Annotated in this window: 21 protein-coding genes; 9 read left to right on the forward strand and 12 right to left on the reverse strand. The window is 67.0% G+C overall.

Annotated features, from left to right (window positions below; translation table 11 throughout):
• Window positions 1–82: 82 nt before the first annotated feature.
• On the reverse strand, window positions 83–1063 hold the full coding sequence (locus J2739_RS19500; protein WP_309904637.1) for a Bug family tripartite tricarboxylate transporter substrate binding protein: 981 nt from the start codon (window positions 1061–1063) through the stop codon (window positions 83–85).
• A gap of 2 nt (window positions 1064–1065) precedes the next feature.
• On the reverse strand, window positions 1066–2145 hold the full coding sequence (add, locus tag J2739_RS19505; protein ID WP_309904640.1) for an adenosine deaminase: 1080 nt from the start codon (window positions 2143–2145) through the stop codon (window positions 1066–1068).
• A 142-nt stretch (window positions 2146–2287) separates the two neighbouring features.
• On the opposite strand from add, the gene J2739_RS19510 reads away from it, so the two are divergent.
• On the forward strand, window positions 2288–3376 hold the full coding sequence (locus J2739_RS19510) for a PA0069 family radical SAM protein (RefSeq protein WP_309904641.1): 1089 nt from the start codon (window positions 2288–2290) through the stop codon (window positions 3374–3376).
• Here the strand turns inward: J2739_RS19510 and J2739_RS19515 are convergent.
• Genes J2739_RS19515 through J2739_RS19525 form a run of 3 tightly spaced genes read right to left on the reverse strand, consistent with a single transcriptional unit; the run spans window position 3327 to window position 9245 of the window.
• Window positions 3327–4814, reverse strand: a complete 1488-nt coding sequence (locus J2739_RS19515; protein WP_309904884.1) for an efflux transporter outer membrane subunit — start codon at window positions 4812–4814, stop codon at window positions 3327–3329. The two genes, J2739_RS19510 and J2739_RS19515, sit on opposite strands and share 50 nt — an antisense overlap.
• 2 nt (window positions 4815–4816) lie before the next feature.
• Window positions 4817–6025 carry an efflux RND transporter periplasmic adaptor subunit gene (locus J2739_RS19520; RefSeq protein ID WP_309904643.1) on the reverse strand — a complete coding sequence of 403 codons (1209 nt, stop codon included), beginning with the start codon at window positions 6023–6025 and terminating at the stop codon, window positions 4817–4819.
• Between the two features lie 4 nt (window positions 6026–6029).
• On the reverse strand, window positions 6030–9245 hold the full coding sequence (locus tag J2739_RS19525) for an efflux RND transporter permease subunit (RefSeq protein ID WP_309904645.1): 3216 nt from the start codon (window positions 9243–9245) through the stop codon (window positions 6030–6032).
• A gap of 62 nt (window positions 9246–9307) precedes the next feature.
• On the opposite strand from J2739_RS19525, the gene J2739_RS19530 reads away from it, so the two are divergent.
• On the forward strand, window positions 9308–9835 hold the full coding sequence (locus J2739_RS19530; protein ID WP_309904648.1) for a gluconokinase: 528 nt from the start codon (window positions 9308–9310) through the stop codon (window positions 9833–9835).
• 24 nt (window positions 9836–9859) lie between these two features.
• Here the strand turns inward: J2739_RS19530 and fghA are convergent, their stop codons facing one another.
• Both fghA and J2739_RS19540 read right to left on the reverse strand, forming a co-directional pair.
• Window positions 9860–10717: an S-formylglutathione hydrolase gene (gene fghA, locus J2739_RS19535; RefSeq protein ID WP_309904649.1), complete on the reverse strand. Its 858-nt coding sequence runs from the start codon at window positions 10715–10717 to the stop codon at window positions 9860–9862.
• Window positions 10718–10928: 211 nt separating this feature from the next.
• Entirely contained in the window at window positions 10929–12035 is a 1107-nt protein-coding gene (locus tag J2739_RS19540) for an S-(hydroxymethyl)glutathione dehydrogenase/class III alcohol dehydrogenase (RefSeq protein ID WP_309904651.1), read from the reverse strand.
• Between the two features lie 123 nt (window positions 12036–12158).
• Here J2739_RS19540 and aroQ point away from each other — a divergent pair, with 123 nt between their 5' ends.
• The 6 genes from aroQ to J2739_RS19570 all read left to right on the forward strand — a co-directional run bounded on the left by aroQ (window position 12159) and on the right by J2739_RS19570 (window position 15759).
• Window positions 12159–12608 carry a type II 3-dehydroquinate dehydratase gene (aroQ, locus tag J2739_RS19545; RefSeq protein WP_309904653.1) on the forward strand — a complete coding sequence of 150 codons (450 nt, stop codon included), beginning with the start codon at window positions 12159–12161 and terminating at the stop codon, window positions 12606–12608.
• 13 nt (window positions 12609–12621) lie between these two features.
• A complete protein-coding gene (locus J2739_RS19550; RefSeq protein ID WP_309904655.1) occupies window positions 12622–13257 on the forward strand; it encodes a DNA-3-methyladenine glycosylase I in 636 nt (211 codons plus the stop codon).
• Between the two features lie 131 nt (window positions 13258–13388).
• Entirely contained in the window at window positions 13389–13847 is a 459-nt protein-coding gene (locus J2739_RS19555; RefSeq protein WP_309904657.1) for a pyridoxamine 5'-phosphate oxidase family protein, read from the forward strand.
• Window positions 13848–14026: 179 nt separating this feature from the next.
• Window positions 14027–14296, forward strand: coding sequence for a BON domain-containing protein (locus J2739_RS19560; RefSeq protein WP_309904659.1), 270 nt, complete (start codon window positions 14027–14029; stop codon window positions 14294–14296).
• Window positions 14293–15264, forward strand: a complete 972-nt coding sequence (locus J2739_RS19565; RefSeq protein WP_309904661.1) for an ATP-dependent 6-phosphofructokinase — start codon at window positions 14293–14295, stop codon at window positions 15262–15264. The genes J2739_RS19560 and J2739_RS19565 overlap by 4 nt, the downstream gene beginning before the upstream one ends.
• 45 nt (window positions 15265–15309) lie before the next feature.
• Window positions 15310–15759: a CBS domain-containing protein gene (locus J2739_RS19570; protein ID WP_309904663.1), complete on the forward strand. Its 450-nt coding sequence runs from the start codon at window positions 15310–15312 to the stop codon at window positions 15757–15759.
• A 91-nt stretch (window positions 15760–15850) separates the two neighbouring features.
• On the opposite strand, the gene J2739_RS19575 is transcribed toward J2739_RS19570, so the two are convergent.
• The 5 genes from J2739_RS19575 to J2739_RS19595 all read right to left on the reverse strand — a co-directional run bounded on the left by J2739_RS19575 (window position 15851) and on the right by J2739_RS19595 (window position 22950).
• The gene (locus tag J2739_RS19575) at window positions 15851–17359 is read right to left on the reverse strand and encodes a SpoVR family protein (protein WP_309904664.1); all 1509 of its coding nucleotides are present in this window, start codon (window positions 17357–17359) and stop codon (window positions 15851–15853) included.
• A 5-nt stretch (window positions 17360–17364) separates the two neighbouring features.
• Window positions 17365–18651 (reverse strand): YeaH/YhbH family protein, encoded by a 1287-nt coding sequence (locus J2739_RS19580; RefSeq protein ID WP_309904886.1) that lies wholly within the window; start codon window positions 18649–18651, stop codon window positions 17365–17367.
• Window positions 18652–18680: 29 nt separating this feature from the next.
• Window positions 18681–20603 (reverse strand): PrkA family serine protein kinase, encoded by a 1923-nt coding sequence (locus J2739_RS19585; RefSeq protein ID WP_309904666.1) that lies wholly within the window; start codon window positions 20601–20603, stop codon window positions 18681–18683.
• Between the two features lie 437 nt (window positions 20604–21040).
• A complete protein-coding gene (locus J2739_RS19590) occupies window positions 21041–22018 on the reverse strand; it encodes a Bug family tripartite tricarboxylate transporter substrate binding protein (RefSeq protein WP_309904668.1) in 978 nt (325 codons plus the stop codon).
• A 59-nt stretch (window positions 22019–22077) separates the two neighbouring features.
• The gene (locus J2739_RS19595) at window positions 22078–22950 is read right to left on the reverse strand and encodes a fumarylacetoacetate hydrolase family protein (protein ID WP_309904670.1); all 873 of its coding nucleotides are present in this window, start codon (window positions 22948–22950) and stop codon (window positions 22078–22080) included.
• A 118-nt stretch (window positions 22951–23068) separates the two neighbouring features.
• Here J2739_RS19595 and J2739_RS19600 point away from each other — a divergent pair, with 118 nt between their 5' ends.
• Window positions 23069–23740, forward strand: a complete 672-nt coding sequence (locus tag J2739_RS19600) for a FadR/GntR family transcriptional regulator (protein ID WP_309904672.1) — start codon at window positions 23069–23071, stop codon at window positions 23738–23740.
• Window positions 23741–23756: the final 16 nt, after the last annotated feature.

The raw sequence follows: 23756 nt of genomic DNA on the forward strand, positions 1-23756 counted from the left end.
GCGAGGCGCGGCTTGCATTCAAGGCTCGGGGTACGCGAAGACCTGCTGCATTTCGACTTTCCCGAACAGGCTGTCCCACGCATCACTCCTTGATGTTCGCCGCCTGCACGATCTTCTGGTTGCGCGCGTACTCGGACTGGACGAACTTGCCGAGTTCCTCGGCCGTGCCGCTGCCCGGCAGCGCGCCTTGCTCTTGCAGCTTGCTGCGCACTTCGGGGTCTTTCAGCACCGCGTTGAGCTCTTCATTGAGGCGCTTCACCGTCGCGCTCGGCGTGGCCGCAGGCGCGAAGATGCCGGTCCAGCTGACCATCGAATAGCCTTTCAGTCCGGGCATCTCGTCGAAGGCCGGAACATTGGGCAGGGCATCCAGCCGCTTGCTGCCCGTCACGCCCAGTGCCTTCAGGCGGCCGCCGTTCACATGCGGAATGGCGCTGGTGCTGACCAGCATCGCCAGATCGACCTGGTTGCCGATCACGTCGGTGGCGATCTGCGCGCCGCCGCGGTAGGGCACGTGGGCCACGAAGATGCCGCTGCGCTCCTTGAGCAGCTCCATCGCCAGCTGCAGCACCGTGCCCACGCCGGAGGTCGCGTAGTTGTACTTGCCGGGCGCTGCCTTGGCGAGCTTGACGAAATCGGCGTAGTTCTGCACGGGCAGCCCGGGCCGCGCCACCAGCACCATCGGCGCGGTGTTGAGCATGCCGACCGGCGCCAGGTCTTTCAGCGGATCGAACTTGAAGGCCGCGGGATTGATCAGCCTGCCGATCGCGATCGCGCTGTCCGGCCCTGCCACCAGCGTGTAGCCGTCAGGGGCCGCGCTGACCGCCTTGCCCACCCCGATGGCGCCGCCGGCGCCGGTGACGTTCTCGATCACCACCGACTGCTTGAGCCGCTCGCCGAGCTTGGTGGCGACCAGGCGCGCGTTGAAGTCCACGCTGCCGCCAGCCGAGTAGGGGACGATCAGCGTGATGGGCTTGGCGGCGGGCCAGGCAGGCTGGGCGAAGGCCGCGCCGGGGAGCGCGGCGGCAAGCAGAGAGGCGAGAAGCAGGGGCTTGAACGAAGGCATGGTCAGGTTCCGGAGGTGGGGATGTCGGGGGCGAGCCGGGCGCGCAGCGCGTCGAACTCGGCGCTCCATGTCGCGCGCCAGTCGCGGCGTGTGCTGTCGTCGATCCAGGCGCCATCGAGGCCGTTGAGCATGAAGCCGCGCAGGTCGTCCAGCCCGAAGCCGAAGTCACGGACCATCATGGCCCAGGCCTGCGTGGGGGTGACCTTGTGCAGCGTGGGATCGTCGGTGTTGGGGTGGATGCGCAGGCCCAGGCCGGGCATGCGGCGGATCGGGTGGTCCAGCGCCCAGCGCTCGGGCGGCAGCGTGCGCAGGTAGTAGGAGTTGGTCGGCACCACGGTGAAGAGCACGCCGCGCTCGGCGCATTCGCGCGCGAAGGCGGGCTGGTCCACCACCGTGTAGCCGTGGTCGATGCGGTCGACCTGCAGCAGCTCGAGCGCGGTGCGCACGTTCGTCCAGGGCATGCCGAACTCGCCCGCGTGGGCGGTGGTCCGGAGGCCGGCACGCCTGGCGTCGCGGTACGCCTGCACGAAGAGCTCGGGCGGGCGATCGACCTCGCGGTAGTCGATGCCGATGCCGATCACTTCCTCGCAGCGGTTCGCCGTGACCCATTCGACCATCTGGACTGCGGCCTCGGGGCTCGCCTCGCGGTCGATGGCCGCGATCAGCCGGCCGGTGATGCCGCAATCGCGATGGGCGTCGTGGATGGCGCGCACGATCGCCTCCTGCGCTGCGCGGTAGGCGATACCCGAGGCATGCACCGTCCCGGTCGGGTTCCAGAAGAATTCGCTATAGCGCACGTGGTGGGCCGCGGCGTCTTCCAGGTACTCGAAGGCCAGGCGGTGCAGGTCGTCGGGCGTGCGCACCAGGTGGGCATCGAGCGCGCGCAGCACGCGCAGCACGCCGACGGGCTTCTCGCCGCGCGTGTAGAAGTCCTCGACCTCCTGCTCGGCCAGCGGTGCTCCGGCGCGGCGATTGAGCGCCGCGAAGGTGCCGTGGCGAACGGTGCCGAACAGGTGGCAGTGCAGCTCGGCCTTGGGAATTGCGTGCAGGAAGGCGTCGAGCGAGGTGGGTGCGGGCATCATCCGGGGCAGTCTACCGAGCGCGTGCGCAAGTCCGACATTCTGAGCCTCCGCGGTCGGACCTCCCTTGGCCAAACGGCCCATCGTGCACGAAGCGTGGATTGGTGGAATACTGGATATTTATCCAGTACAGAGGTGAAAGACCATGCCCGATGCTTTCATTCCCCTCCACGCGATCAAGGGCCGCGGTGCCGCGACCCGGCTGCCCCACCGCTTCGAGCGCGACGCGCGCGATCCCTTCGACGACGGCTGGGGCACGCTCGAAGAGGGGGCCGGCGAGCCGCTGCCGCCCTTGCAGACCGAGGTGCGCTTCGAAGACGTGAAGTCGGTGCTGAGCGAGAACGACTCGCCCGACGTCCATTTCGACCGCTCGATCAATCCTTATCGCGGTTGCGAGCACGGCTGCATCTACTGCTTCGCGCGGCCGACCCACAGCTACCTCAACCTCTCGCCCGGCCTGGACTTCGAGACCAAGCTGATCGCCAAGCGCAACATCGTGGAGGTGCTGCGCGCTGAGCTGGGCCGGCGAAGCTACAGGCCACAGCATCTGGCGATCGGCACCGCGACCGATTGCTACCAGCCGATCGAGCGGGAGCTGCGCCTCACGCGATCGGTGATCGAGCTGCTCCAGGAAGTGCGTCATCCTTTCGGCCTGGTCACCAAGTCCAGCGCCGTCGAACGGGACCTCGACGTGATCGCGCCGATGGCAGCGGAGCACCTGGCTGCGGTGTACGTGACCATCACCACGCTCGACGGCGAGCTGGCGCGCAAGCTCGAGCCGCGCGCTGCCGCGCCGCACCGGCGGCTGCGCACGGTGCGCACGCTGGCCGAGGCAGGCGTGCCGGTAGGCGTGAGCGTAGCGCCGCAGATTCCCTTCGTCACCGAGGACATGGAGAAGGTGCTCGAAGCCGCGTGGGAGGCCGGCGCGCGCAGCGCCTTCTACACCGTGATCCGCCTGCCCTGGGAGGTGGCGCCCCTCTTCAAGCAGTGGCTGGAGCTCCACTACCCGCAGCGCGCCGGCCGCATCATGGCGCGCATCCACGAGATGCGCGGCGGCAAGGACTATGACGCCAACTTCGGTACCCGCATGGTCGGCACCGGCCTGTGGGCCGAGCTGATCCGCCAGCGCTTCGAGAAGGCGACGCAGCGCCTGGGCTTCAACCGCGAGCGCATCGCGCTCGACCTCAGCGCGTTCCGGCCACCCGGCGCAGCGGGGCAGGGCAGCCTGTTCTAGCGTCGGCTTCGGCCGCTGCGCTGCGTGACGCGACCCCGCACCAGTCGCCGCCCAGGGCCTTCACGAGGAAGACCGAAGTCTGCAGGCGCTGGCCCTGCAACTGCGCGGCCTGTCGCTCGGCCGACAGCAGCGACTGCTGCGCACTGATCACGTCGAGGTAGGTCGAGGCGCCGCCCTCGTAGCGGCTGGTTGCCATGTCGAGCACGCGGCGCGCCGAATCGACGGCGGCGAGCGACTGCGTCACCGCGCGGTCCAGCGCGGCCAGGCCGGAGATGCCGTCCTCCGCCTCCTGCATGGCCGTCAGCACCACGCGCCGGTAGTTGGCCACGGTGGCGTCGTAGCCGCCCTGCGCGAAGTCGACGTTGGCGCGCAGGCGTCCGCCGTCGAACAGCACCTGCGTGGCCGAGACGCCCACCGACCACAGCAGGCTGGGCGCATCGAACAAGCGCTCGACCATGCGGCTGTCCACGCCCACCATCGGCACCAGCATGACGCTGGGGTAGAAGGCCGCGGTCGCCACGCCGATCTGCGCATTGGCCGCGGCCATCGCGCGCTCCGCCGAGGCGACATCGGGCCGGCGCTCCAGCGCTTCCGAGGGCACGCCGAGCGGGATGGCCGGCGGCACGATGGGGCGCAGGTCGGGCGCCAGCGCAAAGGTGGGTGCCGGCGTGCCGCTCAGCGTGGCGAGCGCATGCTCGTACTGCGCGCGCTGCTTCTTCAGCAGGTCGACCTGCGCCAGCGTGCTGTCGAGCAGGGCCTGCTGCTGCGCCACGTCCAGCCCGGAGACGGCACCGAGATCGTGGCGCGCCGTCACCAGCTCCAGCGCGCGGCGCTGCAGCGCGATGGAGCGCGACAGCACGTCGAGCTCGGTGTCGGTGGCGCGCAGGTTGAAGTAGGCCGAGGCCAGGTCGGTGGTGAGCAGCAGGCGCGTGTTCTCCAGGTCGGCCGCCAACTGCGCCGCGGATGCGGTTGCGCCCTCGACCGAGCGCTGCACGCGGCCGGCGAGGTCGAGCTCGTAGCTGGCGTTGAGCGAGAGCGCGAAGTCGTTCTGCACCGTCGCGAAGTTCTGCGTCGCGTAGTTGGTGAGCGGGCGGTTGGCGGAGATCCTGAGCCGCGAGGCACGCGCGCCCAGGCCCAGCTGCGGAGAGCGCGCAGCATCGGCCGCCGACAGCATGGCGCGCGCCTGGGCGAGCCGCGCGCTGGCCAGCGTCAGGTTGGGGCTGTTGCGCAGCGCCTGCTGTTGCAGGCCATCGAGCTGGGAATCGCCGAAGCGCTGCCACCAGGGGCCCTTGTCGAGCGCATCGCCGGGCACGGCCTCTCGCCAGGGTTCCTCGAGCTGCCATCGCACCGGCAGCTCCAACGCGGGCGGTTTGTAGTCGGGGCCGGCCGCGCAGGCAGCGAGGAACAGCGCGGCGGCGGCCGTGCCCGCGAGACGCATCTTCACGCGGGTTCCTTGGCCACGGCCACCACATCGCCGTCGGCCAATGAGTCCGGGGGATTCAGGATCAGCCGGTCGCTGGCCGTGATGCCGCCCAGCACCTCGACGGTCTCTCCGTAATTGCGCCCGAGATTGACCGTGCGCAGGTGCACGTGCCCTTCGGCATCGACCGTGGCGACGCGCGTGCCCTCGGCGCGGAACAGCAGCGCATTGGCCGGGATGCTGAGCGCGCGGCTGGCCGCCAGCGGCAGCGAAACCTGGACGTAGGCGCCCGGCAGAAGCAAGCCCTCGGGGTTCGGCAGCGCGACCTCGACCTGCATCATCCGCGTGGCGGTGTCGATCGCGCCCGAGGTGCGCGCCACCTCGCCCTTGAAGCTCTGGCCGCGCAGCTCCGCCTGCGTCACGAGCACCGCCTGGCCGGTCTTGACCAGCTGCGCATAGGCCTGCGGCACGTTGATGTACACGCGCAGCGGATCGGTCTGCGCAAGCAGGAACAGCGGCCGGCTGCCGCCCGCGTCGATCAGGTCGCCGACGTCGACGTTGCGCCGCGTGATCACGCCGGCAAAGGGGGCGACGATCCGCTTGAAGCCTTCGGTCTGGCGCAGCCGCTGCACGTTGGCATCCGCCGCCGCCACGTTGGCCGTGGCCTGCGCGAGGCCGCTGCGCCGCTCGTCCAGGTCCTGCTGCGAGACCACGTCTTTCTTGCGCAGGTTCTCCCAGCGCGCGACGGTGCTCTTCGCCAGCTCCAGGCTGGAGGCGGCCTGCTGCCGCGCGGCGATCGCCTGCGACAGCTGCTGGTCGATCTCCGGCGTCTCGATTTCCGCCAGCAGATCGCCTTTCTGCACCTGGCTGCCGATGTCCCGGGTCCAGCGCTTGAGATAACCGCTGGCGCGCGCCGAGATGGGCGCCTGCACGAAGCCCTGCAACGTGCCCGGCAGCGCGAGCGTCTGGCCGGCGGCGGCCGTCTGCGGCAGCGCGGTCTTCACGTACTGCTTCGCGAGTTCCGTGGAGGAGGCTTCGAGCGCGCGGGCGTTGGCCATGCGCACGAACACCGTGCGCGCGGCGCCGATGGCCAGCAGCACCAGCACGATCAGGACGGCGATGCGCGTGCGCCGCACGATCTGGCGCCGCCGCAACAGCTCGTGATGCTCGCCTTGCTCGTCGGCGGCGATGGCGTGGATGGCCAATGCCGCATGGCGTTGCTCGGTCATGGTCTCAACTCTCCTGCGGCGTTGCGCTCTGCAACGGCGATGCGGTGGCTTCGGCTTCGCGTGCCGCCTTGCGATGGGCCCGGCGGCTGTGGATGCCGGCATAGACGGCCGGCACGAAGAAGAGGGTGGACACGGTCGCGAACAGCAGGCCGCCGATCACGGCGCGGCCCAGCGGCGCGTTCTGCTCCGCGCCTTCGCCCAGGCCCAGCGCCATCGGGATCATGCCGATGATCATCGCCAGCGCCGTCATCAGCACCGGCCGAATGCGGGTGGCGCCCGCTTCGAGCGCGGCCGACAGCGGCGGCACGCCGGCCGACAGCCGCTCGCGCGCGAAGGACACCAGCAGGATGCTGTTGGCCGTGGCCACGCCCATGGTCATGATCGCGCCGGTCAGCGCCGGCACGCTGAGCGTGGTGCCGGTGAGGAACAGCATCCAGGCAATGCCGGCCAGCGCCGCGGGCAGCGCGGTGATGATGATCGCGGCATCCAGCCAGGACTGGAAGGTGACCACGATCAGCAGGTACACCAGCACCACGGCCATCGCGAGCCCCACCCCCAGCCCGAGGAAGGAGGTCTGCATCGTCTGCACCTGGCCGCGGATCGTGACCTGGCTGCCGCGCGACAGCTTGGGCCGCACCTCGTCGACGAGCTTCCTGACCTCGGCCGCGACGCTCGCGAGATCGGTGCCCTGCACGCTGACGTACACGTCGACCACCGGCGCGATGTTGTAGCGCGAGACCACGGAGGGTTGTCGCGCCGCCTCGGCCTCGACCAGGTTGCCCAGCAACTGCGGCGGCCCGGCATTGGCGCCCGAGCCGGAAACGGGGATGTTGAGCAGCGCGTCGAGCGAGTCGACCTTGTACTGCGGCGTCTGCACCGCGACGTTGTAGACCACGCCGTTCTGCGGATTGAGCCAGAAGGCGGGCGCCGTCTGCGAGCTGCCCGACAGTGCGATCAGTACGTTCTGGCCCACGTTCTGTGCGGTCAGCCCGACCTGCTGCAGCCGCGTGCGGTCCATCTGCAGGCTGAGGCTGGGCGCGTCCAGGCGCTGGTGCACGTGGGCGTCGACCGCGCCGGGGATCTTGCGGATGGCCTTGACCAGCTCCGCGGCGCGCTGCGAATTGCCGGCCAGGTCGTTGCCGCTGAACTGCACGTCGATGGCTGCCGGCAGGCCGAAGTTGAGGATCTGCGTGACGATGTCTGCCGGCTGGAAGAAGAACTCGATGCCGGGGAAGCGCCTGGGCAGCTCCGCGCGCAGCAGCGAGACGAATTCCTCCGTGGGCCGGTGCCCCTCCCGCAGCGAGAGCAGGATCTCGCCGTCCAATGTGCCGATGGTGCCGGCATTGCTGTACGAGAGATTGATGCCGCTGTTGGGCACGCCGAGGTTGTCGAGGATGGTCTCGAGTTGGTCCTTCGGCACCAGCTCGCGGATCGCCGCTTCCACTTGGTCGGCGAGCCGCGCGGTTTCCTCGATGCGGGTGCCGGTGGGCGCGCGCATGTGCAGGCGGATCTGGCCGGCGTCCACGCTGGGGAAGAAGTCGCGGCCCAGCACCGGGTACAGCAGGCAGGACAGCAGGCAGAAGCCGAGAAAGAGCGCGATGAACGGCCCGCGCCTGGACAGCAGCGCCGACAGCACCAGTGTGTAGGCGCGGCGCACGCGCTCGAAGCGCCGGTCGAAGCTGCCGTAGAGCCGCTGCAGCAGGCTCGGCGTGGCACGGCCGGCAGCGGGGCCATGGGCCTGCACGCGTCCCATCAGCAGCATCACCAGCGTCGGCACCAGCGTGCGCGACAGGATGTAGGAGGCCAGCATCGCGAACACCACGGCCTCGGCCAGCGGCACGAACAGGAAGCGCGCCACGCCCGAAAGGAAGAACATCGGCACGAAGACGATGCAGATGCACAGCGTGGAGACGAAGGCCGCCGTGCCGATCTCCCCGGCGCCGACCATGATCGCCTCATGGAGCGGCGTGCCCATGTGCAGGTGGCGCTCGATGTTCTCGATGGTCACGATCGCCTGGTCGACCAAGATGCCGACCGACAGCGCGAGCCCACCCAGCGTCATCAGGTTGAGCGTCTCGCCGAGCGCGTAGAGCACTAGGATAGACGCCAGGATCGACAGCGGGATGGTGGCCGCAATGATCAGCGTGCTGCGCCAGTTGCCAAGGAAGATCAGCACCATCGCGGCCGTCAGCAGTGCGGCGATGACGGCTTCGAGCACCACGCCCTGCACGGCCGCCTTCACGAAGAGCGACTGGTCGAACAGCGGCGTGACCTTGATGTCGGCCGGCATGCCCTGCTGCGCCACCGGCAGCAGTGTGCGCAGGTTGGAGACGATGTCCAGCGTGGAGGCGGCGCCGTTCTTGATCACCGACAGCAGCACGCCGCGCACGCCGTCCTGCCGCACGATGTTGGTCTGCGGCTGGAAGCCGTCGCGCACGTAGGCCACGTCGCGCAGGTACGTGGTGGCGCCGCCCGCGGTGCGCACCGGCAGGTCGTTGAGGCCGGCCAGCACCTCGGGCGAGCCGTTCATCCTCACGCTGTACTCGGTGGCGCCGAACTTGGCGGTGCCCGAAGGCAGGATCAGGTTCTGCGCGTTGACTGCGTTCACCACCTCGGCCGGCGAGAGCCCGCGCGCCTGCAGGGCCTGGGTATCGAGGTCCACCGAGATCACCCGGTTCTTGCCGCCATAGGGAAAGGGGATGGCCACGCCGGGAATGGTGATGAGCTGCGGCCGCAACTGGTTGATGGCCGAGTCGAAGAGCGCGTTCTCCGGCCGCTCGCTGCTCGACAGCGCCAGCTGGATCACCGGGATGCTGGAGGCCGAGTACTTGATCACCAGCGGCGGCGTGATCCCCGGCGGCAGCTGGCGCACCTGGGTCTGCACCGAGGCGACCGTCTGGGCGATCGCGGTCTCGATGTTGGCCGTGGGCTGGAAGAAGATCTTGATGACGCTCACGCCGGCCAACGACTGCGATTCGATGTGCTCGATGTCGCTCACCGTGGTGGTGAGGCCGCGCTCGGTCTGGCCGGCAATGCGCTGTCCCATCTCCTGGGCCGGCAGGCCGCCGTAGTTCCAGATGATGCTCAGGACCGGGATGTTGATGTCCGGGAAGATGTCCGTGGCCATGCGCGCCAGCACGAAAGGCGTGGCCAGCACGATCAGCATCGCCATCACGATGAAGGTGTAGGGGCGGCGCAGAGCCAGCGAAACCATGGACACGGCTTGTTACTTCCGGCGAGAACGGCGCCATCATAAAGAGAGATGGCAAGACAATAGTTCCAATGACCGAGCTTTACCTATCTTCATCGCAGAACCCTTCACGCTGGCTCGTGGTGATGGGCGTTTCGGGCTGCGGCAAGTCCAGCCTCGGGGCCGCGCTGGCCCGCGAGCTGGGCCTGCCGCTGATCGAAGGCGACGACTTTCATTCGCCCGAGAACGTGAGCAAGATGCGTGCGGGCATCGCGCTCACCGACGAAGACCGCGCAGGCTGGCTGAACACCCTGGCCGCGACGCTCGCCGCGCATCCTCGAGGCGCGGTGCTGAGCTGCTCGGCGCTCAAGCGGGCCTACCGCGAGCGGCTGCGTGCCGCAGTGTCGGAGCTGCTGTTCGTCTTCATGGACCTGTCGCGCGAAGAGGCCGAGCGCCGGGTCGCCGCGCGCGGCGCCGGGCACTTTTTTTCGCCCAGCCTGGTTGCGGACCAGTTCGCCACCCTCGAGCCGCCAACGGGAGAGGTGGGCGTCCTGACCGTGGATGCGAGCGCGCCGCTGCCCGAGCTGGTGAAAGAGGCCAGGTCCTGGCTGACAGCCTGATCTCCTGGCAGGGCCGGCCGCGCCTCAGGCCCGCAGGGTCCGGGCGTGGTGCGCCAGGTGGTCCGCCACGAAGCTCTGCACGAAGTAGTAGCCGTGGTCGTAGCCCTCGTGCCGGCGCAACGTCAGCGGCTGGCCGACGGCGCGGCAGGCGGCTTCGAGCCGGTGCGGGTGCAACTGGTCGGCCAGGAATTTGTCGGCCAGGCCCTGGTCGACGAGGATGCCGGCGGGATAAGGTGCAGCTGTCTGCGACTGCATCAGCGCGCTCGCATCGTGCGCCAGCCATTGCTCGCGGTCGGGGCCGAGGTAGCCGCCGAAGGCCTTCTCGCCCCACGGGCACTCGGTGGGCGCGCAGATCGGCGCGAAGGCCGAGAGCGAGGCGAAGCGGCCCGGATGGCGCAGCGCCAGCGTCAGAGCGCCGTGCCCGCCCATCGAATGGCCGAAGATGCCCAGCCGATGGATATCGATGGGGAAATGCCCGCCCAGCAGCGGCAGCAACTCGTGGACGATCCAGCTTTCCATGCGCCAGTGCGTGGCCCATGGCGCCTGCGTGGCGTCGAGGTAGAAGCCGGCGCCGACGCCGAAGTCCCAGTTGTCGCTCTCGCCGGCCACATGGGCGCCGCGCGGGCTGGTGTCGGATGCGATCAGGGCCAGGCCGAGCTCGGCCGCCAGCCGCTGGGCGCCGGCCTTGACCATGAAGGTCTCCTCGTTGCAGGTCAGCCCCGCGAGGTACATGAGGGCCGGCACCGGGCCTTGTCGCGCCTGCGGCGGCAGGAAGACCGAGAAGCGCATCGGCAGGCCGATCTCGCGTGCGTCGTGTTCGTGAAAGCCTTGTGTGCCACCGAAGCAGCGGTGTTCGGAAAGCGTGCGGATGCCTGGGCTCATGGTCTTGCCGGTTCGAGGACGGCGCGGGCGAGGTCCTGCGGTTCTTCTTGTGGCAGGCTGTGGCCGCCGACTGGTATCACTTGGTGCCGGTGCGGGCCGCCGAACGGGCGGGCGTGCGAGTACCGGTGCCAACAGCGCCGCTCGTTTCCAGGGGCGATCGGTTTCGACCGGACTTGGCGACGCGGTGTCCTCGTCGTCATCGCGAGCGCGGTCAGTACAGCACCACGCCGCGGATCGACTCGCCGCGCTTCATCAGGTCGAAGCCCTTGTTGATGTCTTCCAACGGCATGGTGTGGGTGATCAGGTCATCGATGTTGATCTTGTTCTCCATGTACCAGTCGACGATTTTCGGCACGTCGGTGCGTCCGCGCGCCCCGCCGAAAGCCGAGCCCTCCCACTTGCGGCCGGTCACCAGCTGGAAGGGGCGGGTGCTGATTTCGGCGCCGGCCTCGGCCACGCCGATGATGATGCTGCGGCCCCAGCCCTTGTGCGTGCACTCCAGCGCCTGTCGCATCACCTGCGTGTTGCCGATGCATTCGAAGCTGTAGTCCGCGCCGCCATCGGTCAGCTGCACGATGGCGTCGACGATGTTGGCGTGTTCCTTCGGGTTCAGGAAGTGCGTCATGCCGAACTTGCGCGCCATGGCTTCGCGCGCAGGGTTCAGGTCGACGCCGATGATCTTGTCGGCACCCACCATCTTCGCGCCCTGGATCACGTTCAGGCCGATGCCGCCCAGGCCGAACACCACCACGTTGGCGCCGGCCTCCACCTTGGCGGTGAAGATCACCGCGCCGATGCCGGTGGTGACGCCGCAGCCGATGTAGCAGACCTTGTCGAAAGGGGCGTCCTCGCGGATCTTGGCCATCGAGATCTCGGGCGCCACGGTGTAGTTGCTGAACGTGCTCGTGCCCATGTAATGGAAGATGGGCTTGCCGTCGAGGCTGAAGCGGCTGGTCGCATCGGGCATCAGCCCCTTGCCTTGCGTGCCGCGGATCAGCTGGCAGAGGTTGGTCTTGCGCGAGAGGCAGAACTTGCACTGCCGGCATTCGGGCGTATACAGCGGAATGACGTGGTCGCCCTTCTTCAGCGAGGTCACGCCGGGGCCGACGTCGACCACGATGCCGGCGCCTTCGTGCCCGAGGATGGCGGGGAAGATGCCTTCGGGGTCGGCGCCGGAGAGGGTGTAGTAGTCGGTGTGGCAGATGCCGGTGGCCTTGATCTCGACCAGCACCTCGCCGAACCTTGGGCCGTCGAGGTCGACGGTTTCGATGCTGAGCGGTTGACCTGATTTCCAGGCGACGGCGGCTTTGGTTTTCATGGGCAGGGGCAAGAGTGAGGAGATATCGGGAGGGGTTCGCGCATCACTTTATGCCATAGAACGCTGACGCATTCGCACCAGGAGCGCTACCCCGGGGCCGCCAACACCTGCTACAAACGGCCCATGAAAAAGATCCTCGTCCTCAATGGTCCCAATCTCAACCTGCTCGGCACCCGCGAACCTGGGCAGTACGGCTACGAAACCTTGGCCGACGTCGAGCGCCTGTGTGCGGAGGCGGGCGCGAAGCTGGGCGTAGACATCGAGTGCCGCCAGTCGAACCACGAGGGCCAGCTGATCGACTGGATCCACGAGGCGGGCCGCGAAGTGGCCGCCGCCCGCATGCTGGGCGTGGTGATGAACCCGGGCGCGTACACGCACACCTCGATCGCGCTTCACGATGCGATCAAGGGCGCGAGCGTGCCGCTGGTCGAGCTGCACATCTCGAACGTGCATGCGCGCGAGGAGTTCCGCCACCACTCCTACATCTCCCCGGCGGCGCGCGGGATCATCGTCGGCTTCGGCGTCAAGGGCTACGGGTTGGCGATCGAGGCGCTGGTGCGGGTGAGCGAGTGAGAAAGGGGAGTCGATGAGCCCGGACCGTCAGGGGCTGTTCACTGGAGAAGATGGTGCGCTGCGCTGCCGCTGGTGCGAATCCACCACGGCCTACCAGCACTACCACGACAACGAATGGGGATTCCCGGTCACCGACGACCGGCGCCTGTTCGAGAAGCTCTGCCTCGAAGGCTTCCAGGCCGGCCTGAGCTGGCTCACCATCCTCAACAAGCGCGAAGCCTTCCGGAGTGCCTTCGCGCAGTTCGATGCCGAGCGCGTGGCCCGCTTCGGACCGAAGGACGTCGAGCGCCTGCTCGGCGATGCGGGCATCGTGCGGCATCGCGGAAAGATCGAGTCGGCCATCAACAATGCGCAGCGGGTGCTGGCGTTGCGCGAGCAATTCGGTTCGCTGGCCGTCTATGCCTGGCGCTTCGAGCCCGATCCGGCCTCCCGGCCCAGGCGCATGACCCACGAGGCGCTCAGGACCATGACCACTTCGCCGGAGTCGGTGGCGATGTCCAAGGACCTGAAGAAGAGGGGCTGGAGCTTCGTCGGTCCGACCACGGTCTACGCCTTCATGCAGGCGATGGGCCTGGTCAACGACCACATCGAGGATTGCCATGCGCGCGAACGCGCACTGGCGGCGCGCTCCAGCCTGAAGCTGCCCTAGCTGGTGTCCTGTCGCAAATCACAAGCCGTTGCACAACGTGCTGCGCGTCCCCCTCGCCGCTTGATCCGCATCAAATGGCCGTCCTCCCGCCACCGCTAGACTGGTCCGGCGACAACACGCTTGGAGGTCCCGTGGACGACACAACCAAACGCAAGATCCAGGGTCTGCTGGACGCTCACCGGATCATGACCATCGCGACGCTGCGGCCGGACGGCTGGCCGCAGGCAACCACGGTCGGCTACGTGAACGAGGACCTCACGCTATGGTTCCTTTGCGGCCTGGAGAGCCAGAAAGCCAGGAACATCGCGCAGGACAACCGCGTCTCGATCACCATCGATCACGACACGCCAGACATCATGTCGATCACCGGCCTGTCGATGGCGGCGAGAGCCCACCGAGTCAGCGATCGGGCAGAAGCCGAGAAGGTGCTGCGCATGCTGCCCTTGAAGTATCCGGATGCCCCGCCTTCGATGACGCAAATGAAGATGCCGACGCCGGAGCAGGTCGCCCTTTTCCGCATCGTTCCGGAAGTCGTCTCCGTTCTCGACTACACGAAGGGATTCGGGCATACCGACCTCGTGGTTTGGTAGTCGGCATCGGTCGCGGCGCTCGATGAGCGGATTCGGCAGGCGTCCGCCCGGTTCGGTGCATGCTTTCGCACTCGCACGCCGGCAGTGGGGCCGGAATGCGTAGGGATTGATCCATCGCAAGCGAGCTCGCCGTTTATCGTCCTAGAGTGGGCCATTGATCAAAACGTGGAGAGATTCCCATGAATCCCGACGTCGAATTGAGGCACGAGATTTTTGAAGCGCTGAACTGGGATCCGATAGCCTGTACCGCATCGATCGATGTGCGCGTGGAAGGTGGAGTGGTCACGCTCACTGGTGAACTGGCCGACGCTGCGCAGAAGGCAGCGGTGGAGTGTGCGGTGCGGCGCGTCTCGGCGGCCGCCGACTTCATCGATAAGTTGCACGTGCGCGCGGGGGGCGAGGGACGCGTCGCGCCCGCCAAGAACTCCGCTTCGGATTTGCGCCCATGAAGCGGCTGGCCGTGCTGACGAGCGGCGGTGACGCGCCTGGGATGAACGCAGCGATCCGCGCCGTTGTACGCGCGGGGATCTCGAGGGGATTCCAGACCTTCGGCGTCAGGCACGGCTACACGGGCCTCATGGCCGGCGATCTCGTCCCGTTGGGCTCTCGAGATGTCGGTGGCATCATGGAGCGCGGCGGCACGATACTGGGCACCACTCGATGCCAGGAGCTCAAGACCGGCCAGGGTCAGCAGGCGGCCCTGCGCCAGCTGCGGGAACGGGGCATCGAGCACCTCGTCGTGATTGGCGGCGGTGGCTCCCAGGCGGGTGCCGCCGCCTTGTCGGGCAACGGCCAGTCGGTCGTGGGGCTCACCTCCACCATCGACAACGATATCGCCGGATTCGACGTCACCATAGGCGCCACTACCGCCGTGGACGTGGCTCTGGAATCCGTCGACCGTCTGCGCGTCACCGCTGCTTCCCACGGACGCGTGTTCCTGGTCGAGGTCATGGGGCGCGATGGGGGCTTTATTGCTCTCAATGTGGGCATTGCGAGCGGAGCCGAGTTCATCGTCGTGCCTGAGGTCGAGACAAGCCCCGTACAGGTGGCCGCAGAGATTCGGGCGACATGGGCACGCGGGAAGAGCCATGCCATCGTGGTCGTCGCCGAAGGAGCGAAGTACAACGTCGACGCGTTGGCTTCCTGTCTCGGGCGATCGGATACGCCATTGGGTTTCGACCTGCGTCTATGCCGGCTCGGACATGTGCAGCGCGGCGGCGCTCCGGGCATGACGGACCGTCTGCTGGCCACTCGGCTGGGCGCCGCGGCGGTCATGCACCTGGCAGAGGGGCGGACCGGTGTCCTGGTCGGCATCCGTGCGGGGTGCATCGTTGCCGAGCCGCTGGCTGAGTCCGTTGGACGCAAGAAGCCGCTCGAGCCGGACCTGCTCGACCTCGCCCGCACGCTCTCGCTTTGAACGTCCAAAACGGCCTGCCTATCCACGCACACCAAAGGAGCCAAGATGCTTGTCAAGGACATTTGCACACTGGATGTTGCCGCCTGCGGCAGGAATGCCAGCATCTTCGAAGCCGCCTGCACGATGCGCAAGCATCACACAGGTGACGTGGTCGTCGTCGATGATCCAACCGGCGAACGAACGCCCGCCGGCATCGTCACGGACCGTGACATCGTGCTCGAGGCCTTGGTCAACGAAGTCGACATGGGCAAAACCCCGGTATCGACCATCATGAGTTCGCATCTCGTGATCGCCAACGCCGACGAAGATGTGCTCGATGCCATGGACCGCATGCGCCTGCATGGTGTGAGGCGCCTTCCAGTGGTCGACCATGGCGGAAGGCTCGTCGGGATCGTCACGCTTGACGACATCCTGAGCATGCATGCCGACCAGTTCGCCGTCCTGGCCGGGATCGTCTCCAAGGAAATCAATCGCGAGCAGCGAACGCGTCGCTAGCACGCATGCAGCGCACCAGGCACCGTTGCGGATCTGCGGTGGGCGGCTGCGACACGTCCAGATTGCCCGGCGCGCTGCTCTTGGCTCAACACTAGGCCGCTTGCGGCCCAGCCACCTTGCGGTGGCTCACCCGGCCCTGGCTGTCGACGCTCTCGAGGTGCACATCGAAGCCCCAGAGCCGGGCGACGTGCTTGAGCACTTCCTGGGCGTCGTCGTGCAGCGGGCGGTCATTGTGCTGGGTGTGGCGCAAGGTCAGGGCGCGGTCGCCGCGCAGGTTGACGCTCCAGACCTGGATGTTGGGCTCGCGGTGGTTGAGGTCGTACTGGCGCGACAGCGACTCCCGCAGTTGCTTGTAGCCGCTGTCATCGTGAATGGCCGACACCTCGAGTTCCGGCTCGCTTTCCTTGTCGCGGATCGAGAAGAAGCGGAAGTCGCGCATGAGCTTTGGCGAGAGGAACTGGCCGACGAAGCTCTCGTCCTTGAAGTTGCGCATCGCGTAGTCCAGCGATTGCAGCCAGGGCGAGCCGGCCAGGTCGGGGAACCACCGCCGGTCTTCCTCGGTGGGGTTCTCGCAGATGCGCCGCAGGTCGGTGTACATGGCGAAGCCCAGCGCATAGGGATTGATGCCGCTGTAGGCGCGGTGGCCGACCGGCGGCTGGAACACCACGTTGGTGTGCGACTGCAGCCACTCCATCATGAAGCCGTCGGCCAGCAGGCCCTCGTCGTACAAGGTGTTGAGCAGGGTGTAGTGCCAGAAGGTGGCCCAGCCTTCGTTCATGACCTGGGTCTGGCGCTGCGGATAGAAGTACTGCCCGATCTTGCGCACGATACGCACCACTTCGCGCTGCCAGGGCTCCAGCAATGGTGCATTCTTCTCGATGAAGTAGAGCAGGTTCTCCTGCGGCTCGGAGGGGAAGCGCTTGGACGCCTCTTCTTCATCCGCGGTGCGGCCGGCGCGCCGCGGCAGGGTGCGCCAGAGGTCGTTGACCTGCTGCTGCAGGTGGTGCTCGCGATCCTCGCGGCGTGCCTGCTCCTGGCTCAGGGACAGGCGCTGCGGACGGCGGTAGCGGTCGACGCCGTGATTCATCAGTGCGTGGCAGGAATCCAGCAGGTCTTCGACGGCCGACAGGCCGTGCCGCTCCTCGCACTCGCTGATGTAGTTCCGGGCGTAGACCAGGTAGTCGATGATGGACGAGGCATCCGTCCACATCTTGAACAGGTAGTTGCCCTTGAAGAAGCTGTTGTGCCCGTAGGCCGCGTGGGCGATCACCAGGGCCTGCATCGCCATGGTGTTCTCTTCCATCAGGTAGGCGATGCAGGGGTCGGAATTGATGACGATCTCGTAGGCCAGGCCCATGTGCCCGCGCCGGTAGTTCTTCTCGGTCGAGATGAACTGCTTGCCGTAGGACCAGTGGCGGTAGATCACCGGCATGCCCACCGAGGCATAGGCATCCATCATCTGCTCGGCCGTGATGATCTCGAGCTGGTTGGCGTAGGTGTCCAGCTTGTAGCCGCGCGCCACGCGGGCGATCTCGCTGTGGTAGCGCTCGATGAGGTCGAAGGTCCAGTCCGAGGGGCTCGGCAGCGGTTCTCGTTTCATGGCGTTCACGCGGTCCCCCTCTCTTTCTTGAACAGGTCGCGGAACACCGGGTAGATGTCCGCCGCATCGGCGACCTTGCGCATCGCGAAGTTCTTGTGAGATTCGACCAGCTGGCTGTACTCCTCCCACATGTTCTGCTCGGCGTCCGCCACCTGCACGTAAGCGTAGTAGCGCACCAGCGGGAGCAACTGGTCGGCCAGCAGCTCGCGGCAGCGGCCGCTGTCCTGGTGCCAGTTGTCGCCGTCGCTGGCCTGAGCGCCGTAGATGTTCCACTCGTTGCTGGGAAAGCGCGCGCGGACGATCTCGTGCATCAGCGTGAGCGCACTGGAGACCACGGTGCCGCCGGTCTCGGTGGCGTGGAAGAACTCTTCCTCGCTCACTTCGCTGGCCTGGGTGTGGTGGCGAATGAAGACCAGCTCGATCTTCTCGTAGTGCCGTGTCAGGAACAGATACAGCAGCATGAAGAAGCGCTTGGACATGTCCTTGCGCGCCTCGTCCATCGAACCGGAGACGTCCATCAGGCAGAACATCACGGCCTTGGCCGAGGGGATCGGCACCTTGACGCGATTGCGGTAGCGCAGGTCGATCGGGTCCAGATAGGGGATGTGCTTGGCCTTGGCCTTGAGTTCCTCGATCTTGGCCTCGGTGTCGCGGATCTCGCGCTGCACCAGTGCATCGGCGGCGCGCGGGCTGCGCTTCAGGTGCAGGAGGTGGGCCTCGAGTTCGCGGATCTCGCGCCGCGAGTCGCCTCCCAGGGCGATGCGCCGCGCCAGCGCGCCGCGCATGGAGCGCACGACGTGCAGGTTGGTGGGCATGCCATCCTGGGTGAAGCCGGCGCGCTGGCTCTTCCATTCGGGCACTTCGGCCAGCTGGGTGCGGACCAGGTGGGGCAGCGCGAGGTCCTCGAAGAAGACCCGCATGAACTCTTCCTTGGTGAGGCGGAAGACGAAGTCGTCCTCGCCGCCTTCCCCGTCGCCGGCCTGCGAGCCGCTTCCCTTGCCGCCGCCGCCGCCCTGCGGCCGCTCGATGCGGTCGCCCTTGACGTATTCGCGGTTGCCCGGGTGCACATACTCGCGGTCGCCGCCGGGGCCGTGGCCGAACACCGGTTCGGACACATCTCGCTTGGGCAGCGTGATGTCCTCGCCCTGCTCGAGGTCGCGGATGTTGCGGCCGCTGACGGCGCGGCGCACGGCCTCGCCGATCTGCTCGCGGTAGCGCCGCAGGAAACGCTCGCGGTTGCCGATGGATTTGTTCTTCCCCGACAGCCGGCGGTCGATGATCTGCTGCAGCATGGCCACGGCCGGAACTCCTTGTCAGCTCATCATGAGCTCTTGCGCACGCGCAGGTACCACTCGCACAGCAGGCGCACCTGCTTGGCGGTGTAGCCCTTCTGCACCATGCGGTTGACGAAATCCTCGTGCTTCTTCATCTCGTCGGCGCTGCTCTTGGCGTTGAAGCTGATGACGGGCAGCAACTCCTCGGTGTTCGAGAACATCTTCTTCTCGATCACCGTGCGCAGCTTCTCGTAGCTGGTCCACAGCGGGTTCTTGCCCGCGTTGCCGGCGCGCGCGCGCAGCACGAAGTTCACGATCTCATTGCGGAAGTCCTTGGGATTGCTGATGCCCGCGGGCTTCTCGATCTTCTCGAGCTCGGCGTTCAGCGAGCCCCGGTCGAACACCTCGCCGGTGTCCTGGTCGCGGTACTCCTGGTCCTGGATCCAGTAGTCGGCGTAGGTCACGTAGCGATCGAAGATGTTCTGGCCATACTCGGAGTAGCTCTCGAGGTAGGCGGTCTGGATCTCCTTGCCGATGAACTCCGCATAGCGCGGTGCCATCAGCTCCTTGATGTACGACAGGTACTTCTGCTCGGTCTCCGGCGCGAACTGCTCGCGCTCGATCTGCTGCTCGAGCACGTACATCAGGTGCACCGGGTTCGCGGCGACCTCGCCGCTGTCGAAGTTGAAGACCTTGGAGATGATCTTGAATGCGAAGCGGGTGGACACGCCGGCCATGCCTTCATCGACGCCAGCATAGTCGCGGTACTCCTGGATCGACTTGGCCTTCGGATCGGTGTCCTTCAGGTTGTCGCCGTCGTAGACCTGCATCTTGCTGAAGATGCTGGAGTTCTCCGGCTCCTTCAGACGCGTCAGCACGGAGAACTGGGCCATCATGCGCAGCGTGCCGGGCGCACAGGGTGCCAGCGCGAGCGACGAGTTGCGCACCAGCTTCTCGTAGATCTTGATCTCTTCGGACACGCGCAGGCAGTAGGGCACCTTGACGATGTAGATCCGGTCGAGGAAGGCCTCGTTGTTCTTGTTGTTGCGGAAGGCCTTCCACTCGCTCTCGTTGCTGTGCGCGAGCACGATGCCGTCGAAGGGGATGGCCCCGAAGCCTTCGGTGCCCTTGAAGTTGCCTTCCTGCGTGGCCGTGAGCAGCGGGTGCAGCACCTTGATCGGCGCCTTGAACATCTCGACGAACTCCAGCAGGCCCTGGTTGGCCAGGCACAGGCCGCCGGAGTAGGCGTAGGCGTCGGGATCGTCCTGGGCGTAGGTCTCGAGCTTGCGGATGTCGATCTTGCCGACCAGCGAGGAGATGTCCTGGTTGTTCTCGTCGCCGGGCTCGGTCTTGGCGACCGCGATCTGGCGCAGCACCGACGGGTAGCGCTTGACGACCTGGAACTGGCGGATGTCGCCACCGTACTCCTCGAGACGCTTGACGGCCCAGGGCGACAGGATGCGGTTGAGGTAGCGAAGCGGTATGCCGTATTCCTTCTCGAGGATCTCGCCGTCTTCGGTCGCATTGAAGAGGCCGAGCGGCGACTCGTTGACCGGCGAGCCCTTGATGGAATAGAAGGGCACCTGCTCCATCAGCTGCTTCAGGCGCTCTGCGATCGAGCTCTTGCCGCCGCCGACGGGACCGAGCAGATAGAGGATCTGCTTGCGCTCTTCCAGGCCCTGCGCCGCGTGCCGGAAGTAGGAGACCACCTGCTCGATGGCGTCCTCCATGCCGTAGAACTCGCGGAAGGCCGGGTAGATCTTGATGACCTTGTTGGCGAAGATGCGCGACAGGCGCGGATCGTTGCGCGTGTCGACGAGCTCCGGCTCCCCGATGGCCTTGAGCATTCGCTCGGCCGCGGTCGCGTAGGCCGCGGGCTCCCGTTTGCAGATCTCGAGGTACTCCTGCAGGGAGAGGACCTCTTCGCGAGTCCGCTCGTAACGGGCGGCGAAGTTGCTGATGACATCCATAAACACCTCCATCGAGTCAGCGGGGCGCTGCCCGGAGTTTCCGTGCTGCACACATCGCATCGTTCGCAGGAATGGTGCCAGGTGAGTTGAGCACGCTTAGGAAAAACTCCTCGAGCAGTAACTTGGCTCAAAGCATAGAACAAACAACGCGTCGAGCAAATTGGTTTTCAAATAAGAACGAACCGTCCGTCTAAAAGTTCCAACGCGAAAGCGGCAGCAATGAGCATAAACGCATGTAAATCGAACCGGGTCTGCCATCACGCTCGAGCGCTCTGGCGACTTGCACCAAGGGCGATGTAGGACATCATCAACGATTCGCGCGGCGGCGTCAGCAAGGCCTGTGCAAAGACTATTCCGGCCACGACGTGAAGGCACGATGCGGCGATGCCAAAAGGTGCACAGGCTCCCGCCGTCTGTGCTTGAGTGCCCTCGCGCCGTTACTCCACCTTGCCGATCTTGCGGACTGCATCGATCATCACGGCCGCATCGGAGCGCCAGTAGGACTCGAACTCGGGGGCATCGAGGTAGGCGATCGGGCTGCCCGCCTTCTCGATGACCTGGACCACCGCCCGGTCCGCGGCCGCCTTGGCCGAAGCGGCGCGCAGCTTGCCGACGACGTCGTCCGGCGTCGCCGCCGGCACGAACAGCCCCGACCACTGCGCGAACTTCACCTTGAAGCCTGACTGCTCGAGGCTGGGGACGCCCGGCAGCGCGGCCAAGGGCCGGTCGCCCCAGTGCGCCAGCGCGCGCAGCTTGCCGGCCTTGATCTGCTGCACCACGGTGGCCGGGCCGCTGGCGATCGCATCCACCTGGCCCGCGAGCAGCGCGACCACGGCGGGACCCGCGCCGGTGTACGGGATGTGGGTCATGCGGAAGCCCGCGGCGTTCTTCAGCATCTCCATGGGCACGTGCATGGTGCCGTAGTTGCCGGAGCTCCCATAGTTGTAAGTGCCGGGCTTGCGGCGCGCGTCGGCGACGAACTCGGCGAGCGTCTGCCAGGGCGCGTCGGCCCGCACCACCAGCACGGTCGGGTCGGCCGTGAAGCGCGCGATCGGCTTCAACTGGCTCATCTGGTAGGCCGGCTTGCGCGCCAGGAGGGCGTCGGCCTCCGGCAGGATCGATATCGAGGACAGGCTCAGCAGTACCGTGTAACCGTCGGCGGGCGCGCGCGCCACGAAGCCGATGCCCACGGCCCCGCCGGCGCCCGCCCGGTTCTCGACGATCACCGACTGTCCGAGTTCGCGCGACAGGGCCTCGGCCACGGGCCGGGCCACCGTGTCGGCCACGCCGCCGGGCGGAAAGGGCACGATCATGGTGATCGGCTTCTCGGGCCAGTTCGATTGGGCCAGCGCGTTTGCCGCAATGCAGCAAGCAGCCGTGAGCAGGACGGCGCGCAGCCGCAGGGACCGTTGCATGGTGCGTGTCTCCGTTTTATGTATATATATGTGCATGAAATGAGATGCATGAGGGAGCTTCAGGCGAAGGCGTTTTCCAGCGTGCCCAGGCCATCGATCTCGATGCGGACCCTGTCGCCGGCCTTGAGATAGCGCGGCGGCGAGAAGCCCATGCCCACGCCCGCGGGCGTCCCGGTCGCGATCACGTCGCCCGGGTGCAGGGTGATGCCGCGCGAGCAGGTCTCGATCAACGTCGGAATGTCGAAGATGAAGTCGGTGGTCGGCGCGTCCTGGCGCAGTTCGCCATTGACCCAGCAGCGCACGCGGGTGCGCGAGCCGTCCAGCGCGTCGGCGCTCACGATCCACGGGCCCATGGGGCAGAAGGTGTCGAAGGACTTGCCGAGATCCCATTGTTGGTGGCGCATCTGCACATCACGGGCGGTGACGTCGTTCACGATGGTGTAGCCGAACACGTGGGCCATCGCGTCCGACCGCGCGATGTTGCGGCCGGCCTTGCCGATGACCACCGCCAGCTCGGCCTCGTAGTCGATCTGCGCGGAAATCGCATCGCCCGGCAGCCGGACCTCGTCGCCTGGGCCGATCACGCACTCGGGCACCTTGGTGAAGACGATCGGCCACTCCTGCGGGTTCGCGGCGTTGTTCTTGAACACCGAGCCCGACAGCTCCTTGGCATGGGCGTGGTAATTGCGCCCCACGCAGAAGAGGTTGCGGCGCGGCAGGGGCAAGGGCGCCTCGAGCTTCACGTCAGCCAGGTGCACGGGCTGGCCGGTCGGCGCGGGCCAGGCCGTGCCAGCGGCATGGTCCTCGATCAGGGGCAGGGCGCCGCGCTGCGCGCGATCCGCATCGAGGGGGAGGCGGTGGAGGGTGCTTCCGTCGTCTGAAACCAGGCCGACCTGGCGGCGGCCTTGATATTGGTAGGTGGCGATGCGCAAAATGACCTCCTTTGAGACCAAATGCTACCAATCGGATACCAATCTCACAACAAGGGGAGCGGCTTGGCGTGCTTGCTACGATAGCCGCCGCTCTTCGTCCCACCCTCGAACCTCGATCGTGTACACCGCCCTGACCCTGCGGGAAGCCATTCTCGACAACCTCCAGTCGCGCACGTGGCGTGCCGGCCATCGCCTGCCCACCGAGCGTGCGCTGAGCGGCCAGTTCGGCCTCAGCCGGTCGACGGTGCGCCGGGTCCTGGCGGAGCTGAAGGAGCTCGGCCTCATCACCCAGACCGTCGGCAGCGGAACGTATGTAAGCGCCGAGGTGGCCGCGGCGCTGGCGGGTCTGAGCGACGGGGAGGCGCCGCTCGCCACCAGTCCGGCGGAATTGATGAGTGCGCGCCTGGTGCTGGAGCCGGCGATCATCGCCATGGTGATCGGCAACGCCACCGCTGCGGATTTCTCGCGCATGGAAACGTGCTGCGAGAAAGGCGAGGCGGCCGCCACGCTCGAGGATTTCGAATTGTGGGACGGCCGTTTGCACGAGGCCATTGCCGATGCCGCGCACAACGCCTTCATTTCGACGGTGTTTCAGCGCATGAACGAGGTGCGGGCCCAGAGCGAGTGGGGCATGCTCAAGCGCCGCAGCGCAACGCCCGAGCGCCGGCTCGACTACCAGCGCGAGCACCGCCAGCTGGTCGCCGCCCTCAAGGACCGGGACGGCCCGCGCGCCGTGCAGCTCTGCACGGAGCACCTGGCGCACGTGCGGCGCAACCTGCTTGGCTTCTGAGCCCTTGGGCCCCAGC

It is taken from the genome of Variovorax soli (genome assembly GCF_031454625.1).
GTDB classification, from domain to species: domain Bacteria; phylum Pseudomonadota; class Gammaproteobacteria; order Burkholderiales; family Burkholderiaceae_C; genus Variovorax; species Variovorax soli_A.